Raw genomic sequence first — 24,443 nt, 5'->3', positions numbered from 1 at the left:
TATTAGATACGAGTGAACTATGAATAATGACGAAACCTCCGAGGGCGTGCGATGGCTCCTATTGATCCATCAATTGCCGACCAAACCGGCCTATGCGCGGGTGAAGATCTGGCGGCGCCTGAAGGGGCTGGGCGCGGTGACGGTGAAGAATTCGGTCTATGCCTTGCCCAGCAGCGAGGAGACTCGCGAGGACTTCGCCTGGCTGATCAAGGAGATCGCTGAACTGGGCGGCGAGGGCTTCGTCTGTGAGGCGTCACTTGTCGACGGTCTCAACGACGGCGAGGTCCGGGCATTGTTTGGCGTCGCGCGCGACGAAGACTACGCAGAGGTCGCTGCGTCAGCTCGCGAGTTGGCGGCCAAGCGTTCGAGTTCGAGTCGCGCAGAGCTAGCCGGTCCGGTAGCCCGGCTGCGCAGGCAACTCGACGAGATCATCGCTATCGATTTCTTCGGCGCCGATGGACGAGAACCGACGGAAGGTCTCGTGTCGGGTCTGGAAGCCGAATTGCAGCAGGAGGAAGAGGCTATGAGCGCTGAAGATAGCGAAAGCCCACCTGCCGGAGAATTGCAGGATCGCGTCTGGGTGACGCGCCAGGGTGTACAGATCGATCGCATTGCCTCGGCGTGGCTGATCCGTCGTTTCATCGACAGACAAGCCCGCTTCAAGTTCGTGCCGGGCACGGGCTATGTGGCGCAGCCCGGCGAACTGCGTTTCGACATGTTCGAAGGCGAGTTCACCCATCGTGGCGACCGCTGCACCTTCGAGGTCCTGCTGGCGGAGGCTGCTCTCGACGATCTGGCGTTGGCCGCCATCGGGGAGATCATCCACGACATCGACCTCAAGGATGGAAAGTACGGGCGCGAAGAAGCGGCGGGCATACGGACCCTGATCGCGGGCATCGCTTCTTCACATAACGATGATAACCAACGTCTGGAGCGCGGTGCTGCGGTCTTCGATGATCTCTACCGGTCCTTTTCAGGCAAGCAGGTCGACAAATGAAAGAGCACGGCGTTCCCTTCGGCGAAGCCATGAAGGTGTGGGCCCAGGTCGCGGCCCTCTCCTTCGGGGGACCGGCCGGACAGATTGCGGTGATGCATCGCATCATCGTCGAGGAAAAGAAGTGGATTGGTGAGCAGCGTTTCCTGCAAGCGTTGAACTACTGCACCTTGCTGCCCGGTCCCGAAGCACAACAGCTCGCGACCTATATCGGCTGGCTGATGCATCGCACGGCGGGCGGGTTGGTGGCGGGCACGCTGTTCGTGCTGCCGGGACTCGCCTGCATCATGTTGCTGAGCTGGGTCTATGTGCTGCTGGGCAAGATCTCACTGGTCCAGGGCCTGTTCTTCGGCCTCAAGGCCGCCGTGCTGGTGATCGTGATCGAGGCGGTGCTGCGCGTCGGCAGGCGTGCACTGCGCAACAATGTCATGCGGGCGCTGGCCGCCGCAGCCTTCATCGCCATCTTCTTCTATGGCGTGCCGTTTCCGCTGATCATCGTCGTCGCCGGCCTGATCGGGTTCGTCGGCGCCAAGCTCGGCTGGGCGCCGTTTCTGAGCGGCGGTGGCCATGGCGCGGCCGGAGCCGGTCAGCTCACCGACGCTCAGTCGCTGCTGGGCGAGGAGACGCCGGCGCATGCCCGGCCCAACCTGCGTTGGTCGCTGGCGATCGGCACGCTGTTCCTGGCGTTGTGGTTGGTGCCGGTGGCGCTGCTGTGGTTCGGCCGCGGTCCCGACGATGTCTTCGCCCAGATCGCGGTGTTCTTCAGCAAGATGGCCGTTGTCACGTTCGGCGGCGCTTATGCCGTGCTGGCCTATGTCGCCCAGCAGGCTGTCGACAACTATGGTTGGGTCACCGCTGGCGAGATGCTGGACGGCCTCGGCATGGCGGAGTCGACGCCGGGCCCGCTGATCATGGTGACACAGTTCGTGGGCTTCCTCGGCGCCTGGCGCGATCCGGGCGGGCTCAATCCGCTGCTCGCCGGCACCCTGGGAGGTCTGCTCACCACCTGGGTCACCTTCACGCCGTGCTTCCTCTGGATCTTCGTCGGCGCGCCCTTCGTCGAGGCATTGCGCGCCAACAAGGCGCTGTCAGGTGCGCTCGGCGCCATTACGGCAGCAGTCGTGGGCGTGATCCTCAATCTCGCGGTCTGGTTTGGCCTGCAGGTCCTGTTCGGCGAACTGCGGCCGGTCAGCCTGCTGGGGGCTACCTTCGATCTGCCCGTGCTGACGTCGGCCAATCTGCCGGCGCTGGCGCTGGCGGCCTGCTGCGCCATCGCAATCTTCCGCCTCAAGTTCGGTATGATCCCGATCCTGCTGGCCAGCTCGATCGCCGGTATCGTTTACGCATTGATGCTATAGAAGGGCATCATGACCGACACACTCCCCGATCGCCTTTCGACCAATCCCAAGAGCCCCCACTACGACGAAGCGCTGTTGCAGCGCGGTGTCGGAATCAAGTTCGACGGGCAGGAAAAAACCAACGTCGAAGAATATTGCGTGAGCGAGGGCTGGATCCGTGTCGCCGTCGGCAAGACGCTCGACCGCCACGGCAACCCGCTCACCATCAAACTCAAGGGCAAGGTCGAGCCCTACATCGAGAAAAAAGCATGAGTCATGCACAGTCACACGCTCGATAGCTGGCGGCACGAGCACGTCTTTCTCGGCGCCGCGCACGAGCGCAACGAGCGGCGCACCTGGGCGGTCGTCGGCCTGACCGCGACCATGATGGCGGTCGAGATCGCAGGCGGTACGCTGTTCGGCTCGATGGCCCTGCTCGCCGATGGCTGGCACATGTCGACCCATGCCGGCGCGCTCGCCATCGCCGCTTTTGCCTATCGCTACGCCCGCCGGCATGCGCGCGATCCGCGTTTCGCCTTCGGCACGGGCAAGCTGGGTGATCTCGCAGGCTTTGCCAGCGCCGTGGTGCTGGCCCTCGTCGCCGTGGCGATCGGCTGGGAATCGGCGCTGCGATTCTTCCAGCCAGTGCCCATCCACTATCCCGAAGCGACCGCGATCGCCGTCGCAGGCTTGATCGTCAATCTGCTGAGCGCCTGGATGCTGGGCGGTGATCATAGTCATGCGCATGGGCATGATCACGACCATGATCATGACCACGACCATCATCACGCCCACCATGGCCATGCCGATCACAACATACGCGCAGCCTTCTGGCATGTGATGGCCGACGCCCTGACGTCGGTGCTGGCCATCGTCGGGTTGCTGGCGGCCTGGGCCTATGGCTGGACCTGGCTCGATCCTGCCGTTGGCATCCTGGGTGCGATCGTGATCGCCCATTGGTCGTGGCGACTTATCCGCGACGCCGGTGCCGTGCTGCTCGATGCTGCACCCGATGCGGCGTTGGTGCAGGCGATCCGCACGCGGCTGGAGCGCGGCCACGACAGCATCGCCGACCTCCATGTCTGGCGCCTTGGTCCGGGTCATCATGGCGCGATCGTGTCGCTGGTTGTCGACCACCCTCATCCGGTCGAGACCTACAAGGCGCGGCTCTCCGACATCGCGGGCCTCTCGCATATCACGGTCGAGGTCCATCAGTGCCACGGTGAACATTGAGGCGGTCATGCATCCCTCGCGACGCGTCGTGCTGGCAGCAACAATGCTCGCCGCATTTCCGGCCAGGGCACAGGCCGTGAAGGTGCGGCTCGGCACCGCCACGCCGGGCGGCGGCTTCCCGGTCTATGGCGCGGCTTTCGTCGAGGCGGTGCGCCGCGCCGATCCCACGTTGGAGATCGAGGCCATCAACACCAAGGGCAGCACGGAAAACGTGCCGAGACTCGAAGCAGGCACGCTCGATATCGCGCTGGTGCAGGGCGAGGTGGTGCACGAATCCCTGCAAGGCGTCGGTCGGCCGCCGGCCGATCTCAAGGTGCTGACGGCGATGTATCCCACCGCCGGCATGTTCGTGGTCAGGGCAGATTCACCCTATCGCGCCATTGCCGATCTGAAGGGCAAGCCCATCGCCTGGGGCGCGCAAGGCTCAGGCCTGGTGATCCTCGGTCGCTATGCGATGGACGGTCTCGGCCTCAATGCTGCGAAGGACTTCCAGCCGATCTATCTGGAGCGAGCAGGCGATGGACCGGCGATGGTGCTCGATGGCCGAGTGGCGGCCTTGTGGGGCGGCGGCGCCGGCTGGCCGGGCTTCATGACCATGGCCAACAGCAAAGAAGGCGCACGCTTCATCGCGCCCGACGCGGCCGAGATCCAGCGCATCCTGGGCAAGCACACCTTCCTGAAGCCCGTGACACAGGCGGCTGACGCCTTCCCCGGTCAGACCGCAGCAATCCCGTCGGTCGGCTCCTGGAGCTTCGTACTGGTGCGGCCTGGCCTCGACGACGCGATTGTCTATCGCCTGGCCAAGGCGCTGCATACCGCGGAGGCTCAGCCGTCACGTCAGCTTTCGGACACAACGGCGAAGAATACGCTCGCCGTAACGCCCAGCGGACGACTGCATCCCGGTGTCATGCGCTATTTCAAAGACGCAGGCCTCGCGCGCTAGCCACCAAAAGTCCGATTTGCGGAAACCCGCTCTGGAAGCTGGCGTTTGTCCCAGATGAAGGACAACGGAGCATTTCCATGACCAATAATCGCCATAGTTCCAAACCCGACAGCAAGGTCGAAGGCGAGGGCTCCTACAGCGCCACCGCTGACTACAACAAGCGTACGGCCGAGTTCCTGAAGAAGGACAAGGTCGACAAGGCGGCGCAGGAAGCCAAGCGGGCCTTGGATTCCAAGGAAGCTGCCGAACTCAAGGCGGCCGAAGCCAAGGGAAAGTCTGGCGACACGTCGAAGTGGCACCAGAATCCCAATCGGACGAAGTAATCCAAACAGAGACGAGGCACTCTTAACAGGCGGCGAAGCTCCCGCGTCGCTGCCTGTTACTCTGGTTTGAGCAGTCCCTTCTTGGCGAGATCGCCGATGCCGGCTTCCTCGATCTTGAGGGCGGCGGCGAAGGCTTCTGGTGTTGATGGCCGCACGGCGGCGCCTAGTTCGACCAGCTTCTGCTTCACCGCTGGCTCGTCCAGCGCCGCGACCATGGCGGTGTTCAGCGCGGCAATCACCGGCTGCGGCGTGCCGGTACGCACGAAGATGCCCAAGGTCGTGCCGCCGTCGAAGGGCGTGCAGCCCGTCTCGGCCAGTGTCGGAACATTCGGCAGCTCGGGAATGCGCTTCTCGCCGATGACGACGAGCGCGCGCAGCTTGCCCGACTGGATGTGCGGCAGCGAACTCGTGAGCTGGTCGACATAGGCGTCGATCTGGCTGGCCAGGACGTCGTTCAGGCCCACGCCCGAGCCGCGATAAGGCACGACGCTGAAGCTCACCTTCTCGTTCTCCTGCAGTCGCAAGATGTCGATATGGTTGGGCGTGCCATTGCCGGCATGGCCGAGGCTGATGGTGCCCGGCTTGGCCTTGGCTGCGGCCAGCAGGGCAGGCCAGTCGGCGAAACGGCTGGTCGCCGGGACCACGACGATCATCGGCACCGTGCTCAACATGCCGACAGGCGCGAAAGACGGGATCATCGAAGGCTTGCCGGCCATCAGCGGCGAGACATAGAGCGGGCCAAAGGCGCTGATCACCATCGTATAGCCGTCAGGTGGCGCCTGCAGGGCAAGCTCCTGGCCGACCACGCCGCCGGCGCCCGGCCGGTTATCGACAATCACCGTCTGGCCGAACTTGCGGGACATGCCGTCTCCCACGAGACGCGCGGTGACATCGGCATTGCCGCCTGCGGCGAAGGGCACGATGAAGCGTATCGGTTTAGAGGGGAAGGACTGCGCCCAGACGCGCGTGCCTGTGGCCGACGCGGTTGCTGCGGCCAGTCCGTTCAGAATGAACGTCCGTCGTTTGGATATCACGATGCTTCCTCCGCCATGCTTCTGCCTGCGCCTTCTGTGGGCGTGCGGCAAAGCATCGGGCCAGCGTTGCCCGCCCGCCAATCAAATCGAGGCGGCTTTTTCGCGGCCCGGAAGGCTTGTCGCTTCGGCCGGGACCACCTCGGCGCGTTGCTTGGGCAGGGCGGTGGGATACTGATCCTGCAGGAAGGCGATCAGCTTTTCGCGTACCTCGCAGCGCAGATCCCATGCCTCAGGCGACGTGCGGGCGCTAACCAGGGCGCGCAACTGCGCCGCGCGTTCGCTGCTGTCGACGACCTGCAGGTTGACGACCTGGCCATCCCAAAGCTTCGACGTCCTCACCAGCTCCTCGAGCTTGGTGCGGATGCGGGCTACCGGCACGGTATAGTCGACCCATAGCATCACCGAGCCGATGAGGTCGGAAGAATGTCGTGTCCAGTTCTGGAAAGGCCGCTCGAGGAAATAGGAGAGCGGCACCACCATGCGCCGCCAGTCCCAGATCTTGATCACGACGTAAGTGCCAGTGATCTCCTCGACCCAGCCCCATTCGTTCTCGACGATCACGGCGTCACCGATGCGGATCGGCTGGGTGATGGCGATCTGGATACCAGCGAAAAGGTTGGTGAGCAGCGGCCGTGCCGCCAGGCCAACCACGAGGCCGGCGGCGCCGGCAGAGGCAATCAAGCTGACGCCGTACTGCTTCACCGCCTCGAAGGTCATCAATGCCGCCGCGACCGTGACCAGCACAACGACAGTGGAGGCGACGCGGCGCAAAACGCGAACCTGCGTCAGGTGTTTGCGCCCGAGCGGATCGCCGCTGAAATCGATACCGGGCCGGCGCAGATAATAGTCCGAGGCGAGCGTGATGGCGGCGGTACAGCTCCAGCCGAGCAGGATGATGAAAGCCACTACCAGCCAATGGCCTACAAAGGCGCGGGCTTCGCGTTCGAGCGGCACTATTGGCAGCACGAGGGCCACGGCGAAGACCGCGAGGCCGACACGCAGCAATGCCTGAGTGGCCGATATCAGTGAATGCAGGAATTCGCAGGAAGGAGGCACGAGCCGTCGCAGCAGGCGCAGCGTTGCGCCATGCAAGGTAACGGCGACAGTGGCGGCGATGACGAGACACGCGCATGCGATCACCCAATTGGGTGCCCACGCGACAGCGTGCTCCATCCAGTCGATCGTGTTCTTCATGTTGGGCGCCAACGACTCGCCAGGTGCTCGGTTCCAGAATCCCTCGGCCCAAAATCCAGTGTGCAACCGGCTCCAAGACGAGGCGTTCCTCGATTGAACCCCTAACCGAACGGAGGAACTTGGCCATGCGAGTAAGCGATGCCATGACCCGCGACGTTCGCGTTGCGCGACCTGACCACACGATCGAGGAAGCAGCACGCATGATGCTGGCGATCGATGCCGGCATGCTGCCGGTCGGTACTGAAGATCGGTTGGTGGGAATGATCACCGACCGCGACATCGCGGTACGTGCCATCGCCGAGGGTAAGGGACCCGACACGGCGGTGAGTGAGATCATGACGCAGGACGTTAAGTACTGCTTCGTCGACGAGGACACCGCGCACGTCGCGAAGAACATGGGCGAGCAACAGCTCCGCCGACTGCCGGTCGTCGATCGCGACAAGCGGCTGGTCGGCATTCTGTCGTTGGCCGATGTCGCTTCACACGAGGCAGATGGCCGACGGGTCGGCAATGCCTATCGCGACATCGCCCAGCCCGGCGGCGAACATAATCAGGGTGCCGAGGAGCGCGGCAGAGGCATGTAGCTAAGGGCAGTCGCCTGGCTCGGGCCCCGGCGGCTGTCCGCTGCTGCTCTTAGTTGCTGTTCTCGAGGCGGATGACGACGTAGCGCCGGCCGTCTCGCTCCAGGTCGAAGCGGACCTTGTCACCAGCGCTAAGGCCCTTGAGGGCTACGGTCTTGGCAACGTCGAAGATTCGCGTCCCGCCTTCGAGGAAATGTTGCGGGATCGGCCGGTACTCGAGGGTGATTCGGTTACGCGCGGCATCGACGGCGACGACCTTGCCACTCACCAGCGGCTCGTCCGTCGCCGTTGCGGCGGCTGCCGTGTCACTGTCGGCGGCATCGCCGAAGAAACCAGGCTGACCCGCCGATGCCGCAAACGATGTAACGGACACCGAGGCAAGCAATGCGACGAGCAAAAGAATTCCAACAAGGAACGCGCGGGGGCTGACGGTACTGATCATGATCTCTCTCCGGCGCTGCATTTGGGAAGCGGGCCGGCCAATTGCCAGAGCTGATGCTGTGGTCAGATGTCAAAAAGATGACCGCGCGCATAACGCGGATAAATAGAGGTTCATTCTCTCGATGGCAGTGCTGGCATCCACACACGAATGTGATGGCTTTGCTTGGCAATTCTCTACGAGATGACGTGAACCGAACCGCGAGCTTGTCGCGTCAGCTTTCACCGATGGGATGGTTCAGGCCGCCGAATCGATCACCTTGGCGAGTGCGATGTCCTTCTCCGAAAGGCCACCGGCATCGTGGGTGGAGAGGACGATCTCGACCCGGTTGTAGACATTGGACCATTCGGGATGGTGGTCGGCCTTCTCGGCGGCCAGTGCGACGCGCGTCATGAACCCCCAGGCCTGGTTGAAATCGGCGAACTTGAAACTCTTCTGGATGGCATCGCGGCCTGGGACTTCAGTCCAGCCGGAGAGGCTGGCGAGCGCCGCCGAGCGGGCCTGGCCGGTGAGCTTGTCGGTCATGTGCGTCCTCCTGGCAGTTTTGCACCGTGCTTGCATCATTCCCGATGGGCGGCCTACGCTCCGCCAACCATCAGGAGGTTTCCGTGAAATCGTTTCGTCGTACCTTGTTGATCGCCGCTGCCTCGCTGGCAGTGGCCGCGCCCGCTTCGGCGCAGAAATCCGCCGACACGTTGCGCATCATCTTCACCGACGCTGTGCCCAACGTCGACATGTACTTCAACAGCCAGCGTACCGGCCTGATCCTGGCGCATCAGGCGTGGGACATGCTGGTGCACCGCGATCCCTCGACCTTCGAGATCAAGCCTTCGCTCGCCACCGACTGGAAGTTCGTCGGCGACAACGCGCTCGACCTCACCATCCGCCAGGGCGTGAAGTTCCACGACGGCAGCACGCTTTCGCCCGATGACGTGGTCTACACCATCAACATGGCGGCCAATCCCGACAACAAGCTGGCGACGCCGTCGAACTATGCCTGGATCGACAAGGCCGAGAAGACCGGCGACTGGACCGTGCGCATCAACATGAAGCGGCCGACGCCAGCCGCGCTCGAATACCTCGCCATGGTGACGCCGATCCATCCCAAGGCCTATCGCGAGAAGGTCGGTCCTGAAGGCTTCGCGGCCAAGCCGGTCGGCGCCGGCCCCTACAAGATCATCAAGAACGAGCAGGCCAAAGAAATCGTCTTCGAGCGCTTCGACGACTATTGGGCCGGTTCGCCCAAGGGCAAGCCAGCGATCAAGAAGCTACACGTGCGCTTCGTGCCCGATCTCGCCACCAGCATGACCGAGCTGCTCGCCCAGCGCACCGACTGGATCTGGAACATCAATCCTGACCAGGCCAAGGACGTGAACCGCATGCCGCACCTGCAGGCAGTGCCGCAGGAGTCGATGCGCATCGGCTATCTTTCGATCGACGCGGCGGGCCGCACAGGCGCCGGCAATCCGCTGACCAACCAGAAGGTGCGTCAGGCGATCTGGCACGCCATCAACCGTCAGGAGATGGCCGAGAAGCTGGTGCAGAATGGCAGCCGCGTGCCGCCGGCACCCTGCTTCCCGACCCAGTTCGGCTGTGACGGCGATGCCGCGGTGAAGTACCCGTACGATCCGGCGAAGGCCAAGGCGCTGCTGGCCGAGGCGGGCTTCCCCAACGGCTTCGACATCGAGTTCGTCACCTACGTCCAGCCGACCACGTGGAGCGCCGCCATCCAGAATTACCTGCAGGCGGTGGGTATCCGGGCCAAGATCTCCCAGCTCCAGGTCGCGGCGGCGATCGCCAAGGCGCAGAAGGGCGAAAACCCGCTCTATCACGGCAGCTGGGGCAGCTACTCGATCAACGACGTGTCGGCGATCTTCCCCGTGATGTACGGCGGCGGTGGCGACGACTATGCGCGCGATCCCGAGCTGCAGAAGCTGGTGTCCGATGGCGGCAACACGGCCGACTCCGCGGTGCGCAAGAAGAACTACTCGGCCGCGGTCAAGCTGATGACCGACAAGGCCTACTGGCTGCCGTTGTTCACCTACGTGAACATCTACGCCTTCTCCAAGCAGCTTGAAATGAAGACCTTCCCCGACGAGCTGCCGCGCTTCTACTTCGCGAAGTGGAAGTAACGCGGGCCTAGCTCAAGGCACCAGCAAACACTCCACGCCGCCGCCAGGCCTCGGCTTGAGCGGCGGCGTTTCGTTTGAGCAGCGCGGCTCGGCGATGGGGCAGCGCGGATGGAAGCGGCAGCCCGGCGGAATGTTGGCCGGATCGGGCAGGATATCGCCCAGCCCGACATCGGGTACGCCGAGGCCGGGCTCGGGCGTCAGCACCGAAGCGAGGAGCGCCTTCGTGTAGGGATGCTCGGGTGACCGGAACAGCGTCTCGGTCGGCTGACGTTCGACGATGCGGCCGAGATACATCACCGCCACTTCGCTCGCGACATGCTCGACAACAGCGAGGTTGTGGCTGATGAACAGGTAGGTGAGGCCGAGATCGCGGCGCAGCTCGCCCAGCAGGTTCAGGATCTGCGCCTGCACCGAAACGTCGAGCGCCGAGGTCGGCTCGTCGCAGACCACGATGCGGGGCCTCAGCACCAGCGCGCGGGCGATCGCCACTCTCTGGCGCTGGCCGCCCGACAGTTCAGTCGGCAGACGCTGGCCCATCTCGGCGCGCAGGCCGACGCGTTCCAGCATCTCGTCGACGCGCTTCTTGATCTCGGTCTTGCCGATGCTGCCTTGCGCTACCAGCGGCATCGCCACGATGTCGCGCACCTTGGTCAGCGGGTTCAGCGAGGCGAACGGATCCTGGAAGACCGGCTGGATCAGACGTGCGCGGGCCTTGCGGTCCATATCGGTGACTCGCTGGCCTTCGACCGCGATGTCGCCGCCGGTCGGTTCGAGCAGACCGAGGATCAGGCGCGCCAGGGTCGACTTGCCACAGCCCGATTCACCCACCACGCCCAGCACGCCGCCATGGGGCACGGCGAAGGAGACATCGTCGACGGCCACAACATGGCGGTCGGTCCCGAACATGCCGCCCTTCACCTTGAAGGTTCGGCGGACAGCCTTCACTTCGATGGCCGGCGCCTGGGTTGTGGATATCGCGCTCATGCCGGCAGCCTGCAGAGGAAGTCGTGGGCGCCGCCGGCCTGGTGACGCGGGATCTCGTGCTCACAGGTCGGATCGGCGAAGGAGCAGCGCTCGCGGAAGGCGCAGCCCTCGAAGTCGGGGCCGACGCGGGGCACCGTGCCGGGGATCGAGCCCAGCGGCTCGTCGCGCTTGATCTTGCCGGGGACCGGCACGCAGCGCAGCAGGCCCTGCGTGTAGGGATGCCGCGGGCTCGCGAACAGTTCCGCGGTCGCGGCGTTCTCGACCACCTTGCCGGCATACATGACGGCCACCTTGTGGGCGACCCGGGCGACGATGCCGAGGTCATGGGTGATCAGCATCATGCCGAGGCCGAGATCGCGCTGGAGCTGGGCCAGCAGACGCAGGATCTGGGCCTGCACCGTAACGTCGAGTGCGGTGGTCGGCTCGTCGGCGATCAGGAGCTTGGGTTCACACATCAGCGCCATGGCGATCATCACGCGCTGGCGCAGGCCACCTGAGAGCTGGTGCGGGAACTGCCCCAACCGCAGGCCGGGGGCTGTGATGCCGACGCGAGCCAGCAGGTCGGCGGCGCGGTCGACGGCGACCCGCTGCGGCGTACCCTTGTGGCGGCGCAGTACCTCGGTCATCTGCGAGCCCACCGTGTAGGCAGGGTTGAGCGACGTCATCGGCTCCTGGAAGATCATCGCCATGTCGTTGCCGCGCAGGCGCGCCATGCCGGTATCGGAGAGGCCCAGCAGGTCTTCGCCCTGGAACCGCATGCTGCGGGCGGTGCGGCGGGCGCCGCGCGCCAGCAGGTTCATCACCGCCAGCGCCGTCACCGATTTCCCGCAGCCCGATTCACCCACGACGCAGAGCGTCTCGCCGCGTTCGACGGTGAGCGAGGTGCCGCGCACCGCGCCGGTCCGGCCGAAGCTGACGGCGAGATCTTCGATTTCGAGCAGGGCGCTCATGTATCGGTCCTGTGCGTGCCGAAGGCGTCGCGCAATCCGTCGCCCAGCAGGTTGATGCCGAGCACCAGCACGAAGAGCGCGATGCCGGGGATCACGATCACCCAGGGCGAGAAGAACATGTAATCCTTGGCTTCGGCGATCATCAGGCCCCACGAGGGCAGGGGCGGCGGCACGCCGAGGCCCAGGAAGGAGAGCGCGGCTTCCAGCAGGATGGCGAGCGCGATCTCCAGTGTGGCCACCACGACGAGGTGGCTTGCAATGTTGGGCAGCACTTCGCGGCTGAGAATGCGGAAGCGCGAGCAGCCGGCGCACCAGGCGGCGGCCACGAAGTCGAGATTGCGCACCTGCATGGTGGTAGAGCGCGCCACCACGGCAAAGCGGTCCCACAGCAGGAGGCCGAGCGTGATCACCAGCAGATGCATGGAGCTGCCGAGCAGGCCCACGACCGCCAGCGCCACGAGCACGACGGGAATGGAGAGGCGCGTGGTGATGGCGAACAGCACCGCGTCGTCGACCCGGCCGCCCAGGAAGCCACCCAGCACGCCGATCGCAATGCCGATCACGGCAGAGACGATAGTGACCGTGACGCCGATCAGCATGGAGATGCGGCAGCCGTAGATCAGGCGGGAGAGATAGTCGCGGCCGAGTTGGTCGGTGCCGAGAAGATGGGCAGGATCGGTGCCTTCCATCCAGAACGGCACCAGCAGGCGTTTGCCGAGGTCCTGCGCGAAGGGATCGTGCGGCGCGAGCAGCGGCGCGAAGAGGGCGCAGATCATCGCAATGCCGACAATGACAGCACCGATCCAGGTGCTGACGCTTTTCCAGCCCCGTCGGGGGCCTGTTGTGACGGAGACGACGCTCATCGCTCTGCTCTCATGGTCACCGCAGCCTGGGATCGAGAACGGCGTTCATCAGGTCCGCCAGCATGGTCAACGCCACGTAAATGACGGCCAGCACCAGCACCACGGCCTGAACCACCGGAAAGTCGTTCTTGCCGATCGACTCCCAGGCAAGGAAGCCGACACCGTGCAGGGCGAACACCTGCTCAATCACGATCGAACCACCCAACATGAAGCCAAGCTGGACGGCCGCGATCGCCACCACCGGGATCGCTGCATTGCGCAGCGCATGCTTCAGCAGGATCGAGGCGCGCGACAGGCCCTTGGCCCGCGCCGTTCTTATGTAATCGCTGCCCATGGCCTGGATCATGCCGGCACGGGTGAGCCTCGTGAGGGCGGGGATGGCCGAGAAGGCGAGCACGATGCCCGGCATCACATAATGCTGCCATGACCCGGTGCCGGAGATTGGCAGCCAGCCGAGTTGCAGGCCGAACGTGATCATCAGGATCAGACCCAGCCAGAAGGAGGGCATCGCCTGGCCGAGCAGTGCCACCATCTGCACCACCCGGTCGAGCGTCGTGTTCTCGCGCACCGCCGCCAGGATCCCCAATGGCAAGGAAACGAGGAGGGCGATGACGAGGCCGGTCAGGCCCAAGGTGATGGTGATCGGCATTCGCTCGGCGATCAGCGAGGAGACGCGGGCCTTGAAGAAATAACTCTCGCCCAGGTCGCCGGTGACGGCGCGGCCGACCCAGTCGAAGAATTGGGAAGTCAGCGGCCGGTCGAGACCATAGGCCTTGCGGACCAGCTCGATGTCTTCCTGCGTGGCATTGGGTCCGGCAATCGAGACCGCGAGGTCGCCGGAGAGCCGCGTGAGAATGAAAGCCAGGGTCATGACCGTGGCTGCGACGAGCAGTGCCACGATGAGGCGGCGGACGAGAAATTGGAGCATGTGCGGCGGCGAGCTTAGTGCGGATCCTTCCCCAAGGCGACCATGCGAATCTCGCGCCAAATTTCAAGGGCCTATGGTGCACAATCTCCGGTGAGGGGGTGCTTGGCTAGGGCGCGCCGCTCCTATATGGGGGAGTCATGCCGATCTTCACGAACCCGCGGCGCACGCCCTGCTTCGGCACGGCGCCAACCCTCGAGGACTTCGAAGCGATCGCCGCTGAGGCCCTCGCCACCATTCCCGAGGAGTTCCGTCGACACGTCGGCAACGTGCGCATCCAGGTCGACGACTTCCCTTCCGACGAGGTCGAGAAGGAAATGGAACTCGACACGCCCTTCGATCTGCTCGGTCTCTATCAGGGTGTGTCGATGATGGAACGTGGTGCCGGCCATGTCGCCAACGACATCGACCGCATCTTCCTCTATCGCCGCCCGATCCTCGACTATTGGTGCGAGTCGGGCGAGGACTTGCCGCACATCGTGCGGCACGTGCTGATCCACGAGATCGGTCACCACTTCGGCTTGAGCGACGACGATATGGAAGCGATCGAAGCCAAAGCCGAAGAAGAGTCGCAGCGCGTACAGCCGGGGGTTTAGCCCCCCCCCGGCATCAGAGCCTCATCGCTTCACGATAGAGCCGCTCGGCATTTGTCCACTTGATGGCTTGCACGAACGCCTCGATGTATTTCACGGCATCGCTGCCGTGGTCCTTCTCGTAGGCGTGGCGATGCATGTCCATCGCCAGCAGCGGCGTGCTGCCGGCCGGCACCTCCGAGACACTGGCGGTGCGGTGATTGTACAGGCGCTTGTCGCGCGCTGAGTGGGACAGGATCACCCAGCCGTCGCCATCCGACAGCGACCGGCCGGTCGCCATGAACTCCGCCTTCCAGCGGTCGAGACTGCTGAAATCGCGCGACATGGCCTGGGCAAGCAGACCCGAGGGCTGTGTGGGCGCTTCGCCGATCCCGTCGAAATAAAGTTCGTGCAGGATCGTGGTGTTGTAGCTGGCCAGCTCCTCGCTCTTGAGCTTTGCCACGACCTCTGGCGGCGCTTCATTGAAATCGAGCTTCGACAGCTCCTCGTTGAGTGCATTCACCCGCTTCACGGCACTCACATAGATTTCGTCATAGTGGTGGCGCAGGAGATCGGCCGAGAGGCCTTTCACCTTGTCGGGATTGAAGGTGAGCGGCTTGGGCGTGAGCCGCAGCGTCGTGGCACTGATGGCGAGTTGTTGGCTGCGCGCCGGAACGGCCATGGCCCCAAGCAACAGGCCAACGCCCGCGGCCAGGGAGCGGCGGGGGATGTTGGTCATATCGAACTCCTACGTGTCCCTAAACGGGAACGCTCGTCAGCGCGAGGAGTTGCGCAACACCGCCGGCACCCGATATCGGCCTTCGATCAGGGGCGGGTCGGGCTCGTAGGCGCGCAGAACCAGTCGCAGGGGGCCTGCGGGAGCCGGCAGCCAGTTGGCTACCCGTTCTCCGGCTGGCGGCTGACGCTGAATATAAAGAGTAAGTGCGCCATCAGCTGTGCGCACGAGGTCGGGCGTGTCTTCGCCGATCGTGTAGCGGGCGATCGGATTGTCGAAGAAGAAAGCGCGGCCGTCGGCCATCACCTCGTAGATCGACAGCGACCAAAAGGCGCGGGCCGGTGGCAGGCCATCGCGGGGAAACGTGAGCGTATAGGCATGCTCACCGAGGAGTGGGCGACCAGTCGCATCGGCGGCGCCGACGATGCTCACGAGCTCGGCAGGTTCTGAGACACCGAGATTGATGAGCGCCGTAGCTGCGCGATAGAGATGATCGTCGCCGAAATTGCCGAGATGCGGCTCGGCATAGGACCATCCGTCGACTGTCCTGACGGGTCGCGCGGCGGCGGCCCGGATATCGGCTAGCCCCTGTTCGATGCCGGTTCTGAGGGCGCGTTGCTCGGCCTCGCTAAAGGCGCGCAGGTCGAATTTGCGGCCCGGCGCCAGCTTGAGCGGCGCCAGTCCTTCGAGTTGGCTCCGATCGCGATCGGAGAGAGGGCTTTCACCAAGTGCCCGCATGCCGATGACAAATAGATCGAACGGATCGGCCGGCTGCGGCGCTGGCCAGTCGGCCACGGGCTCGGGAGGTGCCTGGGTACGCTGACGCATCAGCTCGCGCGTCTCGAGGATACGCCGCTCGTTGCGCATGTCCGGCGTCTCGAGCAGCACGCGCGTCTGCAGGATCGCGAGCCGGTCGAGTTCGTCAGGGGTACTGACGAGCAAGCGGCCGCGCAGCCAGACCGAGTTGGTCGGCGCTCGCACCAAGGTGACTTCGCCCGGCGCGTCGCCCTTCCAGGCGGGCCCCACGATCATGTGGGCTGCAGGCCGGCCGCCGTTCAGGCGATGACTCACCGTGGCGAACGTGTCGGTGAAGAGATCGAGGAAGGCGTAGCTGTAGTAGAGGTCGCCGACCGGTGGCACGAGCAAGAACATCGGTTCGGCCGAGAGGTCGAGCCAGGCGAAGGATTGCAGCGTATCGCCGTTCGGCATCGAGACGGCACGTGTGCGCGGATCGGCCAGCGTCGTCACGTGCCGGAAGCGGTTCAGTCGTTGCCGTGCCGGATTGGTCTCGTCCACGGTCGCCCGCCAGCGCGCGCGATACATCTCGTAGATTGGGAAGAGATAGATCGCAGCCCGCCGCGCCAGTTCACGCAGCGACGGCGCGCTCTGCGCCCGCGCCAACGCCGGCGCGGCGATCAGGCCGGCTAGGGTAGCGCGGCGGCCGAGTTTCACGCGGCCCGCTCCCGGAGCCTCCGGCGCTCGGCGACGAAGGCGGCAGCTTCTCGCCAGGGTGCGAGCGTCCAGAAGGAGCGCGCCCGTCCCGAAGGCGAGGCGAGCACAAACACGACTGCCCCTTCCAGAAGCATTTGCTGCCGCCCATACCCCGGCGCCTTCACGCCGAGGCCCAGGGCGGCGGCATTCTTGCTGGTAAAGGCGATGGCGGCCGGCCGGAACTGTCGCAGCTTGGAGTGGAGCGAAGCGGCGTCCATCGCGGCGGGCGTCAGCTCGTGGTCGGAGCCGACTTCGGTCTTGTTGAGGTCGGTGAGGCCGATGCCGAAGCCCAGCAACTCAGGAAACTGTTGCGGTGCCAGGCGCTCGGGCGTCAGGCCGATGGCGTACAAGGTCGGCCAGAAGGCGTTGCCGGGATTGGCATAGTAGGCGCGCGCCTTGAACGAGATGGGGCTGGGCGCCGTGCCACAGAAGACGAGGTCGAGGCCCGGCGCCAGCAGGTCGGGAATGAGCTGTTTATTGCGGCTTGATGCCCGCGGCACGGATGACCTCGCCCCAGCGTTTGATCTCGGTCTGGATATAAGCGTCGATCTCGGGAACTGTCATCGTGCCCGGCTCGAAACCGCCTGCCTTCATGCTGGCGGCTACGTCGGGCGTCTCCAGCGCGCGCTCGGTCGCCGCCCTGAGCTTGTCCTTGATCTTGGCCGGTGTTCCCTTCGGCACCGCCCAGATCGACCAGGAAGTCACCACCAGGTCGGGCGACACGGCTTCCGCGAAGGTCGGCGTATCGGGCGTGACGGGCGACCGCTTGGCGCCGCTCGACGCCACCGGCTTCAATTTGCCCGCACTCACCTGGCTCATCAGCGAATCGATGTTGGAGATGACGAGCGGCAGGTGGCCCGCCAGCACGTCGGCCGCCGCGGCCGCTGCGCCGCGGTAGCTGATGAAGGTGATGTCCGCGCCGGTTTTCTGCTTGAAGAGTTCCATGGTGAGGGTCGGCGACGTGCCGAGCCCTGACGATCCGAAGCTGAACTTGCCGGGCTCCGCCTTGGCGGCGGCGAGCAGCTTGGGCAGCGTATCGTGCGGGAAGTTCGGATGGCAGCACAGGAGATTGGGCTGCGTGCCGATCCAGGCCACGGTTTCGAGGTCGGTTACGGCATTGTAGGCGGGCCGAGCGTAGAGATGCGGCACCAGCGCGTGACTGCCGATATTGCCCAGCAGGACCGAATAGCCGTCGGACGGCGACTTGGCGACGTTGTCCGCCGCGATCGAGCCGCCGGCGCCCGTGCGGTTCTCCACTACGAAAGTCTGGCCAAAAGCGTCGCTGAGCTTCGCGGCAAGGCGGCGCGCGATATTGTCCTGCGAGCCACCCGGCGTGAACGGACAGACGATCCGCACATTGCGGTTGGGCCAGTCGTCGGCCTGCGCGAAGGCTCTCGGTACTACCGCCAGCGACGCAAACGGCAAGCCTGCCAGGGCGGTGGCGAAACGACGTCTCCTCATCCTTGTTCTTCCTTCTCGATCGGTCCCCGTCGGCGTCGATGATGCACGAGCCCTGACGAGACGCCTAGGGTCGAAGCTCCGGGATTTCGACCTGAGGTTCCATGGCCTTGTCCGCCTTTCACCGTCGGGCATGATGGAGGTCGGGAGGACAAGAATGCATACGATCGACAAGGCCGACGAAGCGCAGCTTCTCGCCACCATCGACCGCTGGATCGAGCGTGAAGTGGCGCCGCGCGTGAAAGAGTTCGATCACGCCGACAAGTGGCCCGCCGAGATCGTGGAGCAGATGAAGGAACTCGGCCTGTTCGGCGCCACGGTGAGCCCGGAGTATGGCGGGCTCGGCCTGCCGGCCCGGACCTACGCCGAAATCGTGATGCGCGTGTCGTCGGTATGGATGGCGATCACCGGCATCTTCAACTCGCATCTGATGCTGGCGCTGGCCATCGAGAAATTCGGCACCGAACCGCAGAAGCAGCATTGGTTGCCCAAGCTCGCGAGCGGTGAGGTGCGGGGCGGATTGGCGCTCACCGAACCCGATGCTGGTACCGACCTGCAGGCGATCCGTCTCACCGCGCGCCGCGAGGGCGACCACTATGTGCTGAACGGCACGAAGACGTGGATCTCCAACGGCATCGAGGGCTCGTGCTTTGCGCTGTTGGTGAAGACCAACCCTGAAGCGAGCCCGCGCTACTCGGGCATGAGCCTGTTCATCGCGCCCAAGGGACCGGGCTTCACGGTCGGCCGTAAGCTCGAAAAGCTCGGCTACAAGTCGATCGATTCGGGTGAGCTGATCTTCGAGAATTACCGCGTGCCGGCCGATCACCTGATCGGCGAGGTCGAGGGTCGTGGTTTCACCCAGGTGGCCGGCGGCCTCGAACTTGGCCGCATCAATGTCGCCGCCCGCGGTGTTGGCATTGCCGAGGGCGCGCTGCGGCTCGCCACCTCCTACGCGCAGATCCGCAAGACCTTCGGCAAGCCGATCTGCGAGCATCAGGCGATCCAGCTCAAGCTCGGCGAAATGGCCACGCGTGCCCGTGCGGCGCGATTGCTGACCCTCGACGCGGCGGAGGCTTTCGATCGCGGCGACCGCTGCGATCTTGAGGCCGGCATGGCCAAGTATTTCTCGTCCGAGGCGGCGCTGGAGAACAGCATCGAGTCCATGCGCATCCACGGCGCCTACGGCTACTCCAAAGAATACGACATCGAGCGCCTCTACCGCGATGCGCCGCTGACCTGCATTGGCGAAGGCACCAACGAGATGCAGCGCATCATCATCGCGCGGCAGTGGGTCAAGCGGAACGCCATCGTATGAACGCCAAACCACTCCAAGGTATTCGCGTTCTCACCCTGGAGCAGTTCGGCGCCGGGCCCTACGGCACCATGTTCCTGGCCGAACTGGGCGCCGAGGTGATCAAGATCGAGGCGCCGGAGGGCGATCCCTCGCGCCAGGTCGGGCCCTACAAGTTGGGCAAGGACGACAGCGAGTACTTCCAGGCGTGGAACCTCGGCAAGAAGAGCGTGACACTCGACCTGAAGAGCGCCGACGGTCGCAAGAAGTTCGACGCGCTGGTGAAGGGTGCGGACTGCGTCGTGAACAACATGCGCGGCACGCAGCCCGCCAAGCTCGGCATCGACTATGCGAGCCTGAAGCATCTGAAGCCCTCGATCGTCTGCCTGCACATCTCAGCCTACGGTCGCGACAGCGAACGCAAGGACTGGCCGGGCTACGATTTCCTGATGCAGGCCGAGGCCGGCCTGATGGAGCTGACCGGCGAGCCGGACGGACCGCCGACGCGGGTCGGCGTTTCCCTGATCGACAGCATGAGCGGCCTAACCGGGATCGTCGGCCTGTTGAGTTGCCTGTTGCGAGCCCGGACGACCGGACAGGGTTGTGACGTCGATACCTGCCTCTACGACGTCGCCATGCACCAGCTCACCTATCCCGGCCTCTGGTACCTGAACGAAGGCGATGTCTCGTCGCGGGTGCCGCGCAGCGCCCATCTGTCGCTGGCGCCGGTCCAGACCTTCCCGACGAAGGATGGCTGGATCTTCATCATGTGCATGACGCAGAAATTCTGGCTGTCGCTTTGCCAGGCCATGGGCCGGACCGATCTCCTCAACGATCCGCGCTTTGCCGATCCGAATACCCGCGCGACGAACCGCGCCGCGATGACCGAGGCGCTCGATCCGACCTTCCGTACGCACACGACGGCGGAATGGTTGTCGAAGCTCAACGGGCTGCTGCCGGCCGCGCCGGTTCATCGCCTTGACCAAGCCTTGGACAGTTCATTCGCGCGGGCCGCGGGTATGGTCTCCGCCGTGCCGCATCCCGCGAAAGGCGAGCTGCGGGTGCTCGCCAATCCGCTTCGCATCGACGGACAACGGCCTTCGCAGGCCGCCTGCTCGCTGCTCGGTGCCGACAACGAGTCCGTGTTGGGTCAGCGCACATGAAACTTCAAGGCATCAAGGTCGTCGATCTCTCCTGGTTCCTGCCGGGTCCCTATCTCACCACGGCGCTGGCCGATCATGGGGCGGAAGTGATCAAGGTCGAACCGCCAGGAGAAGGCGATCCCGGTCGCCACATCCGGCCGACCGACGAACGCACCTCGGTGTTCTTCCGTAACATGGGGCGCGGCAAGAAGAGCGTCGTGCTCGACCTCAAGAGCGAACAGGGGCGGGCCGATCTTTTTCGTCTCGCCAGTACGGCCGACGTGCTGGTCGAGTCGTTCCGGCCCGGTGTCGCGGCGCGCTTCGGCATCGGTTACGAGGCGGTCAAAGCCGCCAACCCCGGCATCGTCTATTGCTCGATCAGCGCCTTCGGCCAGGACGGCGCCTATCCCGGTCGTGCGGCGCACGATCTCGCACTCGAGGCGGTGGCCGGCGTGTTGAGCCTGACCTTGGGCGACGACGGCCGCCCGGCCATCCCGGGTATTCCGGTCGCCGATCTGGTGAGCGGCCTGCATGGGTTGTCCGGCGTCCTGATGGCGTTGCTGCGCCGCAAGGACACCGGCCGCGGCGACTATATTGACGTCTCCATGCACGAGGCGTTGATGGCCTCCTGTGCCAACGTCGTCGGCTCGACCTTTGCCGAGAACAAGCATCCCGACGTCAAGCAGCAGCGGACGACGGGCGGCTCGGCCTTCTATCGCGTCTACGATACGTCCGACGGCCGTCAGCTTGTAGTGGCCGGTCAGGAAATGAAGTTCATCAAGAACCTGCTGGGCGCGCTCGGTAAGCCAGAGATGGCGCCGCTCTGCGAATGGCCGGGCGCGCATCAGAAGCCGGTCGTGGATTTCCTCGCGGCGACCTTCCGCGAGAAGCCGCTGGCGCATTGGATGACGTGGCTCGACACGCTCGACATCTGCTACGGCCCGGTCAACACGCTGCCCGAGGCCATCGCCGATGCGAACCTGGCCAAGCGCGGCATGATCGTTACCGATGCGCAGGGCCGAAAACACTTCGCCCCTGTCGTTCGTTTTCAGGACGAGCCGTCGCAACCGCTCTATCGCGAGCCGCTGTTGGGTGAGCACACCGAAGAAGTGTTGAAACGCCGGGTCTAATTCATCGCCAGTGATTGCTTCCGTGCGGCCTGTATCAGCGTGTCGAGCGCCGGACGCTGCGGGCCGCCGGCTTTCCAGACGCACCAGGTTTCGGAGAGGATCTTCGCCTCCCGTATCGACACGAAAACCGCGCCGGCCATGTTCGAGGCTTTGAGGGTGCTCGGAACGAGGGCGACTCCGAGGCCATTGGCAACGAAGGAGACCACGCTCAACCAGTGACGGACCTGATGGCGTACGCGAGGCGAGAAACCCGCCGAGAGGCAGGTCGCGATGATCGACTGGTAATAGTCCGGCGACACGTTGCGGGAGAAGAGCACGAACTCGTCATCCTTGAGCCGTGACAGGCGGAGGCTGCGGGTGCCGGCGCAAGGATGATCACGAGGGACGCAGGCGACAAAGGGCTCGGCGTGATAGCGAAAACCCTCCAATCGGCTCGGTACCTCGCGGCCGTGAATGAAGCCGAGGTCGATCTCGTCGCGCTGCAGGGCCTCGATCTGTTCGGTCGAGTTCAGTTCCTGGACGGACAGCTCGATGTCAGGCGATGCGGCCTGGAATGCGTCGAGAATTTTCGGGAAGCCGCGATAGAGCATGGAGCTGCCGAAGCCGAGCCGCAGCCGTCCTTCCTTTCCTTCGGCGATCGCCTTCACCAGAAGGCGGGTTTCCTCGGTCCGGCGCAGCAGCACCTCCGCTTCGCGCTGCAGTGCCAGTCCCGCGGCGGTGAGGCTGACGTTGCGGCTGGTGCGCTCGAACAGGCGGGCGCCGATCTCCTCCTCGAGCTGGCGGATGGCAAGGCTGAGCGGCGGCTGCGACAGTGACAGCCGCTGCGCCGCGCGGCCGAAATGCTTCTCCTCGGCGAGGACGGAGAAGTAGCGCAGCTTGCGAAGGTCCATGGCTGTCTCCGATCATCGATATGAAAGATATATCAATCTCGAAGAAAGTAATATTGGACGGTATCAATAGAATGGGCAGACCATAGGCGCCTGCGTCGCTTCCTGCCCAGAGGCTCATTCCATGAAGGCCGATACCGATCTCTCAGGCGCCATCCCCGACTCGCGGGGGATCAACCTCTATCGCGCCGACCGCGATGCCGCGGCCTTGTTCGGCCACTATCTGCCGCGGCCGCTGTTCCGCCATCTCGAGCCGATGTTCGACCGGCTGGGCGGCCTTGCCGGCGGGAGGCTCGACGAGCTGGCCGGGATTGCCGATCACAATCCGCCGACCCTGTCGGTGCGGCGACGCACCGGCGAGGATTGCAATGTCGTGGAGAAGCATCCGGCCTATGTCGAGATGGAGCGGTTGGCCTTCTCCGAGCTGGGGCTGGCGGCGATGTCGCATCGCGGCGTGCTGGGCTGGAACGAGCCGATGCCGCCTGCGGCCAAGTATGCGCTGACCTATCTCTTCGTGCAGGCCGAGTTCGGCCTTATGTGCCCCGTCAGCATGACGGATTCGCTCACCCGCACGCTGCGGCGTTTCGGCGATCCCAATCTGGTGGGCCGCTTCCTCGAACGCCTGACGTCGGTCGATTTCGACGAGCTGGCGCAGGGGGCCATGTTCATGACCGAGCAGGGCGCCGGCTCCGACGTCAGCGCCACGGCGACGCGCGCCGCGCCGCAGCCTGACGGCACCTGGAAGCTGACCGGCGACAAGTGGTTCTGCTCGAACGCCGATGCCGATCTGGCGATGGTCCTGGCGCGAAGCGAGGACGTCCTCGGCATGAAGGGCATCTCGCTGTTCCTGTTGCCGAAGATGAAGCGCGATGGCCGGCCGAACGACTATCGGATCCTGCGGCTGAAGGACAAGCTCGGCACCCGCTCGATGGCGAGCGGCGAGATCCGCCTCGACGGGGCGGAAGCCTATCTCGTCGGCGAGCGCGGGCGCGGCTTCAACCAGATGGCCGACATGGTCAACAATTCGCGGTTGTCGAATGGCGTGCGCGCCGCAGGCCTGATGCGGCGTGCGACCACCGAGGCGCTGTTCATTGCCCGCCATCGGCAGGCGTTCGGCAAGCGGTTGGTCGAACTGCCGCTGATGCGTCGCCAGCTCGCGAAGATGCTGGTGTGGGCTGAGCAGGCGCGCTGCATGATGTTTCTGACGGCGGACGCGCTCGATCGCGCCAACCACAACGATGCAACCGGCGCCAAGCTCGCCCGTATCATGACGCCGCTGATCAAGTTCCGCGCCTGCCGCGATGCTCGCAAGGTGACCGGGGACGCGATGGAGGTCCGCGGCGGCTGCGGCTACATCGAGGAATGGTCGGACGCGCGGCTGGTTCGCGACGCTCATCTCGGGTCGATCTGGGAGGGCACGTCCAACATCGTTGCCCTCGACGTCTCGCGGGCGATCTCGCGTGACGACGCTCTGCCGGCGCTCAAGGCGAGGAACGAGGAATTGCTACGCGGCGCGGCGCTCGATACGGAAACGCAGGCGTTGTTCGCCGGTGCTCTCGCCCGGGCCTGCGCCTTCGCTGCCGATGTCGCGGCAAGGAAGTCGGACATACTGGCCCGGCAATCGGCATCGGCGCTCTATCACATCACCACGGCCATTGGCCTGGCGCGCGAAGCCGCGGAACTCCGCGCTCCGCATCGTTTGGCTTTGGCTCGGATGGTCTTGAACTACCGGTTGCTGCCGCGCGACCCGCTCGAAGCCGGGGAAGATACGGCAGCGCTCGACAGCGTGCTCGCCGCCTGATCG

General features: G+C 64.8%; 26 protein-coding genes. 13 read left to right on the top strand and 13 right to left on the bottom strand.

Going from position 1 to position 24,443, the window contains the following annotated elements; translation table 11 throughout:
- Nucleotides 1-19 precede the first annotated feature (19 nt).
- The 6 genes from EPO50_RS22615 to EPO50_RS22590 all read left to right on the top strand — a co-directional run bounded on the left by EPO50_RS22615 (nt 20) and on the right by EPO50_RS22590 (nt 4,830).
- Nucleotides 20-997 (top strand): chromate resistance protein ChrB domain-containing protein, encoded by a 978-nt coding sequence (locus tag EPO50_RS22615; protein ID WP_296347735.1) that lies wholly within the window; start codon nt 20-22, stop codon nt 995-997.
- Nucleotides 994-2,352, top strand: a complete 1,359-nt coding sequence (gene chrA, locus EPO50_RS22610) for a chromate efflux transporter (protein ID WP_296347734.1) — start codon at nt 994-996, stop codon at nt 2,350-2,352. The genes EPO50_RS22615 and chrA overlap by 4 nt, the downstream gene beginning before the upstream one ends.
- Before the next feature lie 9 nt (nt 2,353-2,361).
- Nucleotides 2,362-2,604, top strand: a complete 243-nt coding sequence (locus EPO50_RS22605) for a DUF3297 family protein (RefSeq protein WP_296347732.1) — start codon at nt 2,362-2,364, stop codon at nt 2,602-2,604.
- 3 nt (nt 2,605-2,607) lie between these two features.
- Nucleotides 2,608-3,564 carry a CDF family Co(II)/Ni(II) efflux transporter DmeF gene (gene dmeF / locus EPO50_RS22600; protein WP_296347729.1) on the top strand — a complete coding sequence of 319 codons (957 nt, stop codon included), beginning with the start codon at nt 2,608-2,610 and terminating at the stop codon, nt 3,562-3,564.
- 7 nt (nt 3,565-3,571) lie between these two features.
- The gene (locus EPO50_RS22595; protein ID WP_296347727.1) at nt 3,572-4,507 is read left to right on the top strand and encodes a TAXI family TRAP transporter solute-binding subunit; all 936 of its coding nucleotides are present in this window, start codon (nt 3,572-3,574) and stop codon (nt 4,505-4,507) included.
- 77 nt (nt 4,508-4,584) lie between these two features.
- On the top strand, nt 4,585-4,830 hold the full coding sequence (locus tag EPO50_RS22590) for a hypothetical protein (protein ID WP_296347726.1): 246 nt from the start codon (nt 4,585-4,587) through the stop codon (nt 4,828-4,830).
- 56 nt (nt 4,831-4,886) lie between these two features.
- Here EPO50_RS22590 and EPO50_RS22585 read toward each other — a convergent pair whose 3' ends face one another.
- Entirely contained in the window at nt 4,887-5,864 is a 978-nt protein-coding gene (locus EPO50_RS22585) for a tripartite tricarboxylate transporter substrate binding protein (protein ID WP_296347725.1), read from the bottom strand.
- An 81-nt stretch (nt 5,865-5,945) separates the two neighbouring features.
- Entirely contained in the window at nt 5,946-7,058 is a 1,113-nt protein-coding gene (locus EPO50_RS22580) for a mechanosensitive ion channel domain-containing protein (protein ID WP_296347724.1), read from the bottom strand.
- Between the two features lie 125 nt (nt 7,059-7,183).
- Here EPO50_RS22580 and EPO50_RS22575 point away from each other — a divergent pair, with 125 nt between their 5' ends.
- Entirely contained in the window at nt 7,184-7,642 is a 459-nt protein-coding gene (locus EPO50_RS22575) for a CBS domain-containing protein (RefSeq protein ID WP_296347723.1), read from the top strand.
- 49 nt (nt 7,643-7,691) lie between these two features.
- Here EPO50_RS22575 and EPO50_RS22570 read toward each other — a convergent pair whose 3' ends face one another.
- Entirely contained in the window at nt 7,692-8,081 is a 390-nt protein-coding gene (locus EPO50_RS22570) for a copper-binding protein (protein ID WP_296347722.1), read from the bottom strand.
- 234 nt (nt 8,082-8,315) lie between these two features.
- Nucleotides 8,316-8,639 (bottom strand): 4a-hydroxytetrahydrobiopterin dehydratase, encoded by a 324-nt coding sequence (locus tag EPO50_RS22565; RefSeq protein ID WP_296347779.1) that lies wholly within the window; start codon nt 8,637-8,639, stop codon nt 8,316-8,318.
- Between the two features lie 47 nt (nt 8,640-8,686).
- On the opposite strand from EPO50_RS22565, the gene EPO50_RS22560 reads away from it, so the two are divergent.
- The gene (locus tag EPO50_RS22560) at nt 8,687-10,210 is read left to right on the top strand and encodes an ABC transporter substrate-binding protein (RefSeq protein ID WP_296347721.1); all 1,524 of its coding nucleotides are present in this window, start codon (nt 8,687-8,689) and stop codon (nt 10,208-10,210) included.
- 12 nt (nt 10,211-10,222) lie between these two features.
- On the opposite strand, the gene EPO50_RS22555 is transcribed toward EPO50_RS22560, so the two are convergent.
- The 4 genes from EPO50_RS22555 to EPO50_RS22540 are packed head-to-tail and all read right to left on the bottom strand — an operon-like array spanning nt 10,223 to nt 13,935.
- The gene (locus EPO50_RS22555) at nt 10,223-11,194 is read right to left on the bottom strand and encodes an ABC transporter ATP-binding protein (RefSeq protein WP_296347720.1); all 972 of its coding nucleotides are present in this window, start codon (nt 11,192-11,194) and stop codon (nt 10,223-10,225) included.
- Nucleotides 11,191-12,144 carry an ABC transporter ATP-binding protein gene (locus EPO50_RS22550; protein WP_296347719.1) on the bottom strand — a complete coding sequence of 318 codons (954 nt, stop codon included), beginning with the start codon at nt 12,142-12,144 and terminating at the stop codon, nt 11,191-11,193. Before EPO50_RS22550 ends, EPO50_RS22555 begins: the two co-directional genes overlap by 4 nt.
- Nucleotides 12,141-13,007: an ABC transporter permease gene (locus tag EPO50_RS22545; protein WP_296347717.1), complete on the bottom strand. Its 867-nt coding sequence runs from the start codon at nt 13,005-13,007 to the stop codon at nt 12,141-12,143. The genes EPO50_RS22550 and EPO50_RS22545 overlap by 4 nt, the downstream gene beginning before the upstream one ends.
- Nucleotides 13,008-13,023: 16 nt before the next feature.
- Nucleotides 13,024-13,935, bottom strand: coding sequence for an ABC transporter permease (locus EPO50_RS22540; protein ID WP_296347715.1), 912 nt, complete (start codon nt 13,933-13,935; stop codon nt 13,024-13,026).
- 137 nt (nt 13,936-14,072) lie between these two features.
- Here EPO50_RS22540 and EPO50_RS22535 point away from each other — a divergent pair, with 137 nt between their 5' ends.
- Nucleotides 14,073-14,528 (top strand): metallopeptidase family protein, encoded by a 456-nt coding sequence (locus EPO50_RS22535; protein ID WP_296347713.1) that lies wholly within the window; start codon nt 14,073-14,075, stop codon nt 14,526-14,528.
- Between the two features lie 13 nt (nt 14,529-14,541).
- Here EPO50_RS22535 and EPO50_RS22530 read toward each other — a convergent pair whose 3' ends face one another.
- The 4 genes from EPO50_RS22530 to EPO50_RS22515 are packed head-to-tail and all read right to left on the bottom strand — an operon-like array spanning nt 14,542 to nt 18,192.
- Nucleotides 14,542-15,243 (bottom strand): superoxide dismutase, encoded by a 702-nt coding sequence (locus EPO50_RS22530; protein ID WP_296347712.1) that lies wholly within the window; start codon nt 15,241-15,243, stop codon nt 14,542-14,544.
- Between the two features lie 36 nt (nt 15,244-15,279).
- A complete protein-coding gene (locus tag EPO50_RS22525) occupies nt 15,280-16,692 on the bottom strand; it encodes a DUF1254 domain-containing protein (protein WP_296347710.1) in 1,413 nt (470 codons plus the stop codon).
- Nucleotides 16,689-17,231 (bottom strand): mismatch-specific DNA-glycosylase, encoded by a 543-nt coding sequence (locus EPO50_RS22520; protein WP_296347708.1) that lies wholly within the window; start codon nt 17,229-17,231, stop codon nt 16,689-16,691. Before EPO50_RS22520 ends, EPO50_RS22525 begins: the two co-directional genes overlap by 4 nt.
- Nucleotides 17,206-18,192, bottom strand: coding sequence for a tripartite tricarboxylate transporter substrate binding protein (locus EPO50_RS22515; RefSeq protein WP_296347705.1), 987 nt, complete (start codon nt 18,190-18,192; stop codon nt 17,206-17,208). The genes EPO50_RS22520 and EPO50_RS22515 overlap by 26 nt, the downstream gene beginning before the upstream one ends.
- Before the next feature lie 154 nt (nt 18,193-18,346).
- Between EPO50_RS22515 and EPO50_RS22510 the strand changes: the two genes are divergently transcribed.
- Genes EPO50_RS22510 through EPO50_RS22500 form a run of 3 tightly spaced genes read left to right on the top strand, consistent with a single transcriptional unit; the run spans nt 18,347 to nt 21,752 of the window.
- Nucleotides 18,347-19,504, top strand: coding sequence for an acyl-CoA dehydrogenase family protein (locus tag EPO50_RS22510; protein ID WP_296347703.1), 1,158 nt, complete (start codon nt 18,347-18,349; stop codon nt 19,502-19,504).
- Nucleotides 19,501-20,643 (top strand): CaiB/BaiF CoA-transferase family protein, encoded by a 1,143-nt coding sequence (locus tag EPO50_RS22505; RefSeq protein WP_296347701.1) that lies wholly within the window; start codon nt 19,501-19,503, stop codon nt 20,641-20,643. Before EPO50_RS22510 ends, EPO50_RS22505 begins: the two co-directional genes overlap by 4 nt.
- Nucleotides 20,640-21,752, top strand: coding sequence for a CaiB/BaiF CoA-transferase family protein (locus EPO50_RS22500; protein ID WP_296347698.1), 1,113 nt, complete (start codon nt 20,640-20,642; stop codon nt 21,750-21,752). The genes EPO50_RS22505 and EPO50_RS22500 overlap by 4 nt, the downstream gene beginning before the upstream one ends.
- Here the strand turns inward: EPO50_RS22500 and EPO50_RS22495 are convergent.
- The gene (locus EPO50_RS22495) at nt 21,749-22,642 is read right to left on the bottom strand and encodes a LysR family transcriptional regulator (RefSeq protein WP_296347696.1); all 894 of its coding nucleotides are present in this window, start codon (nt 22,640-22,642) and stop codon (nt 21,749-21,751) included. The genes EPO50_RS22500 and EPO50_RS22495 overlap by 4 nt on opposite strands.
- A gap of 121 nt (nt 22,643-22,763) precedes the next feature.
- On the opposite strand from EPO50_RS22495, the gene EPO50_RS22490 reads away from it, so the two are divergent.
- A complete protein-coding gene (locus EPO50_RS22490) occupies nt 22,764-24,440 on the top strand; it encodes an acyl-CoA dehydrogenase family protein (protein ID WP_296347694.1) in 1,677 nt (558 codons plus the stop codon).
- Nucleotides 24,441-24,443 lie beyond the last annotated feature (3 nt).

It is taken from the genome of Reyranella sp. (genome assembly GCF_004297405.1).
Lineage (GTDB): Bacteria > Pseudomonadota > Alphaproteobacteria > Reyranellales > Reyranellaceae > Reyranella.
This window is presented reverse-complemented; position numbering and strand designations above follow the sequence as displayed.

Coding starts and splice junctions, on each gene's coding strand:
- EPO50_RS22615 (WP_296347735.1), top strand. CDS start 20: ATGAATAATGACGAAACCTCCGAGGGCGTGCGATGGCTCCTATTGATC.
- chrA (WP_296347734.1), top strand. CDS start 994: ATGAAAGAGCACGGCGTTCCCTTCGGCGAAGCCATGAAGGTGTGGGCC.
- EPO50_RS22605 (WP_296347732.1), top strand. CDS start 2,362: ATGACCGACACACTCCCCGATCGCCTTTCGACCAATCCCAAGAGCCCC.
- dmeF (WP_296347729.1), top strand. CDS start 2,608: ATGCACAGTCACACGCTCGATAGCTGGCGGCACGAGCACGTCTTTCTC.
- EPO50_RS22595 (WP_296347727.1), top strand. CDS start 3,572: ATGCATCCCTCGCGACGCGTCGTGCTGGCAGCAACAATGCTCGCCGCA.
- EPO50_RS22590 (WP_296347726.1), top strand. CDS start 4,585: ATGACCAATAATCGCCATAGTTCCAAACCCGACAGCAAGGTCGAAGGC.
- EPO50_RS22580 (WP_296347724.1), bottom strand. CDS start 7,058: ATGAAGAACACGATCGACTGGATGGAGCACGCTGTCGCGTGGGCACCC.
- EPO50_RS22575 (WP_296347723.1), top strand. CDS start 7,184: ATGCGAGTAAGCGATGCCATGACCCGCGACGTTCGCGTTGCGCGACCT.
- EPO50_RS22570 (WP_296347722.1), bottom strand. CDS start 8,081: ATGATCAGTACCGTCAGCCCCCGCGCGTTCCTTGTTGGAATTCTTTTG.
- EPO50_RS22565 (WP_296347779.1), bottom strand. CDS start 8,639: ATGCAAGCACGGTGCAAAACTGCCAGGAGGACGCACATGACCGACAAG.
- EPO50_RS22555 (WP_296347720.1), bottom strand. CDS start 11,194: ATGAGCGCGATATCCACAACCCAGGCGCCGGCCATCGAAGTGAAGGCT.
- EPO50_RS22550 (WP_296347719.1), bottom strand. CDS start 12,144: ATGAGCGCCCTGCTCGAAATCGAAGATCTCGCCGTCAGCTTCGGCCGG.
- EPO50_RS22545 (WP_296347717.1), bottom strand. CDS start 13,007: ATGAGCGTCGTCTCCGTCACAACAGGCCCCCGACGGGGCTGGAAAAGC.
- EPO50_RS22540 (WP_296347715.1), bottom strand. CDS start 13,935: ATGCTCCAATTTCTCGTCCGCCGCCTCATCGTGGCACTGCTCGTCGCA.
- EPO50_RS22535 (WP_296347713.1), top strand. CDS start 14,073: ATGCCGATCTTCACGAACCCGCGGCGCACGCCCTGCTTCGGCACGGCG.
- EPO50_RS22530 (WP_296347712.1), bottom strand. CDS start 15,243: ATGACCAACATCCCCCGCCGCTCCCTGGCCGCGGGCGTTGGCCTGTTG.
- EPO50_RS22515 (WP_296347705.1), bottom strand. CDS start 18,192: ATGAGGAGACGTCGTTTCGCCACCGCCCTGGCAGGCTTGCCGTTTGCG.
- EPO50_RS22510 (WP_296347703.1), top strand. CDS start 18,347: ATGCATACGATCGACAAGGCCGACGAAGCGCAGCTTCTCGCCACCATC.
- EPO50_RS22505 (WP_296347701.1), top strand. CDS start 19,501: ATGAACGCCAAACCACTCCAAGGTATTCGCGTTCTCACCCTGGAGCAG.
- EPO50_RS22500 (WP_296347698.1), top strand. CDS start 20,640: ATGAAACTTCAAGGCATCAAGGTCGTCGATCTCTCCTGGTTCCTGCCG.
- EPO50_RS22495 (WP_296347696.1), bottom strand. CDS start 22,642: ATGGACCTTCGCAAGCTGCGCTACTTCTCCGTCCTCGCCGAGGAGAAG.
- EPO50_RS22490 (WP_296347694.1), top strand. CDS start 22,764: ATGAAGGCCGATACCGATCTCTCAGGCGCCATCCCCGACTCGCGGGGG.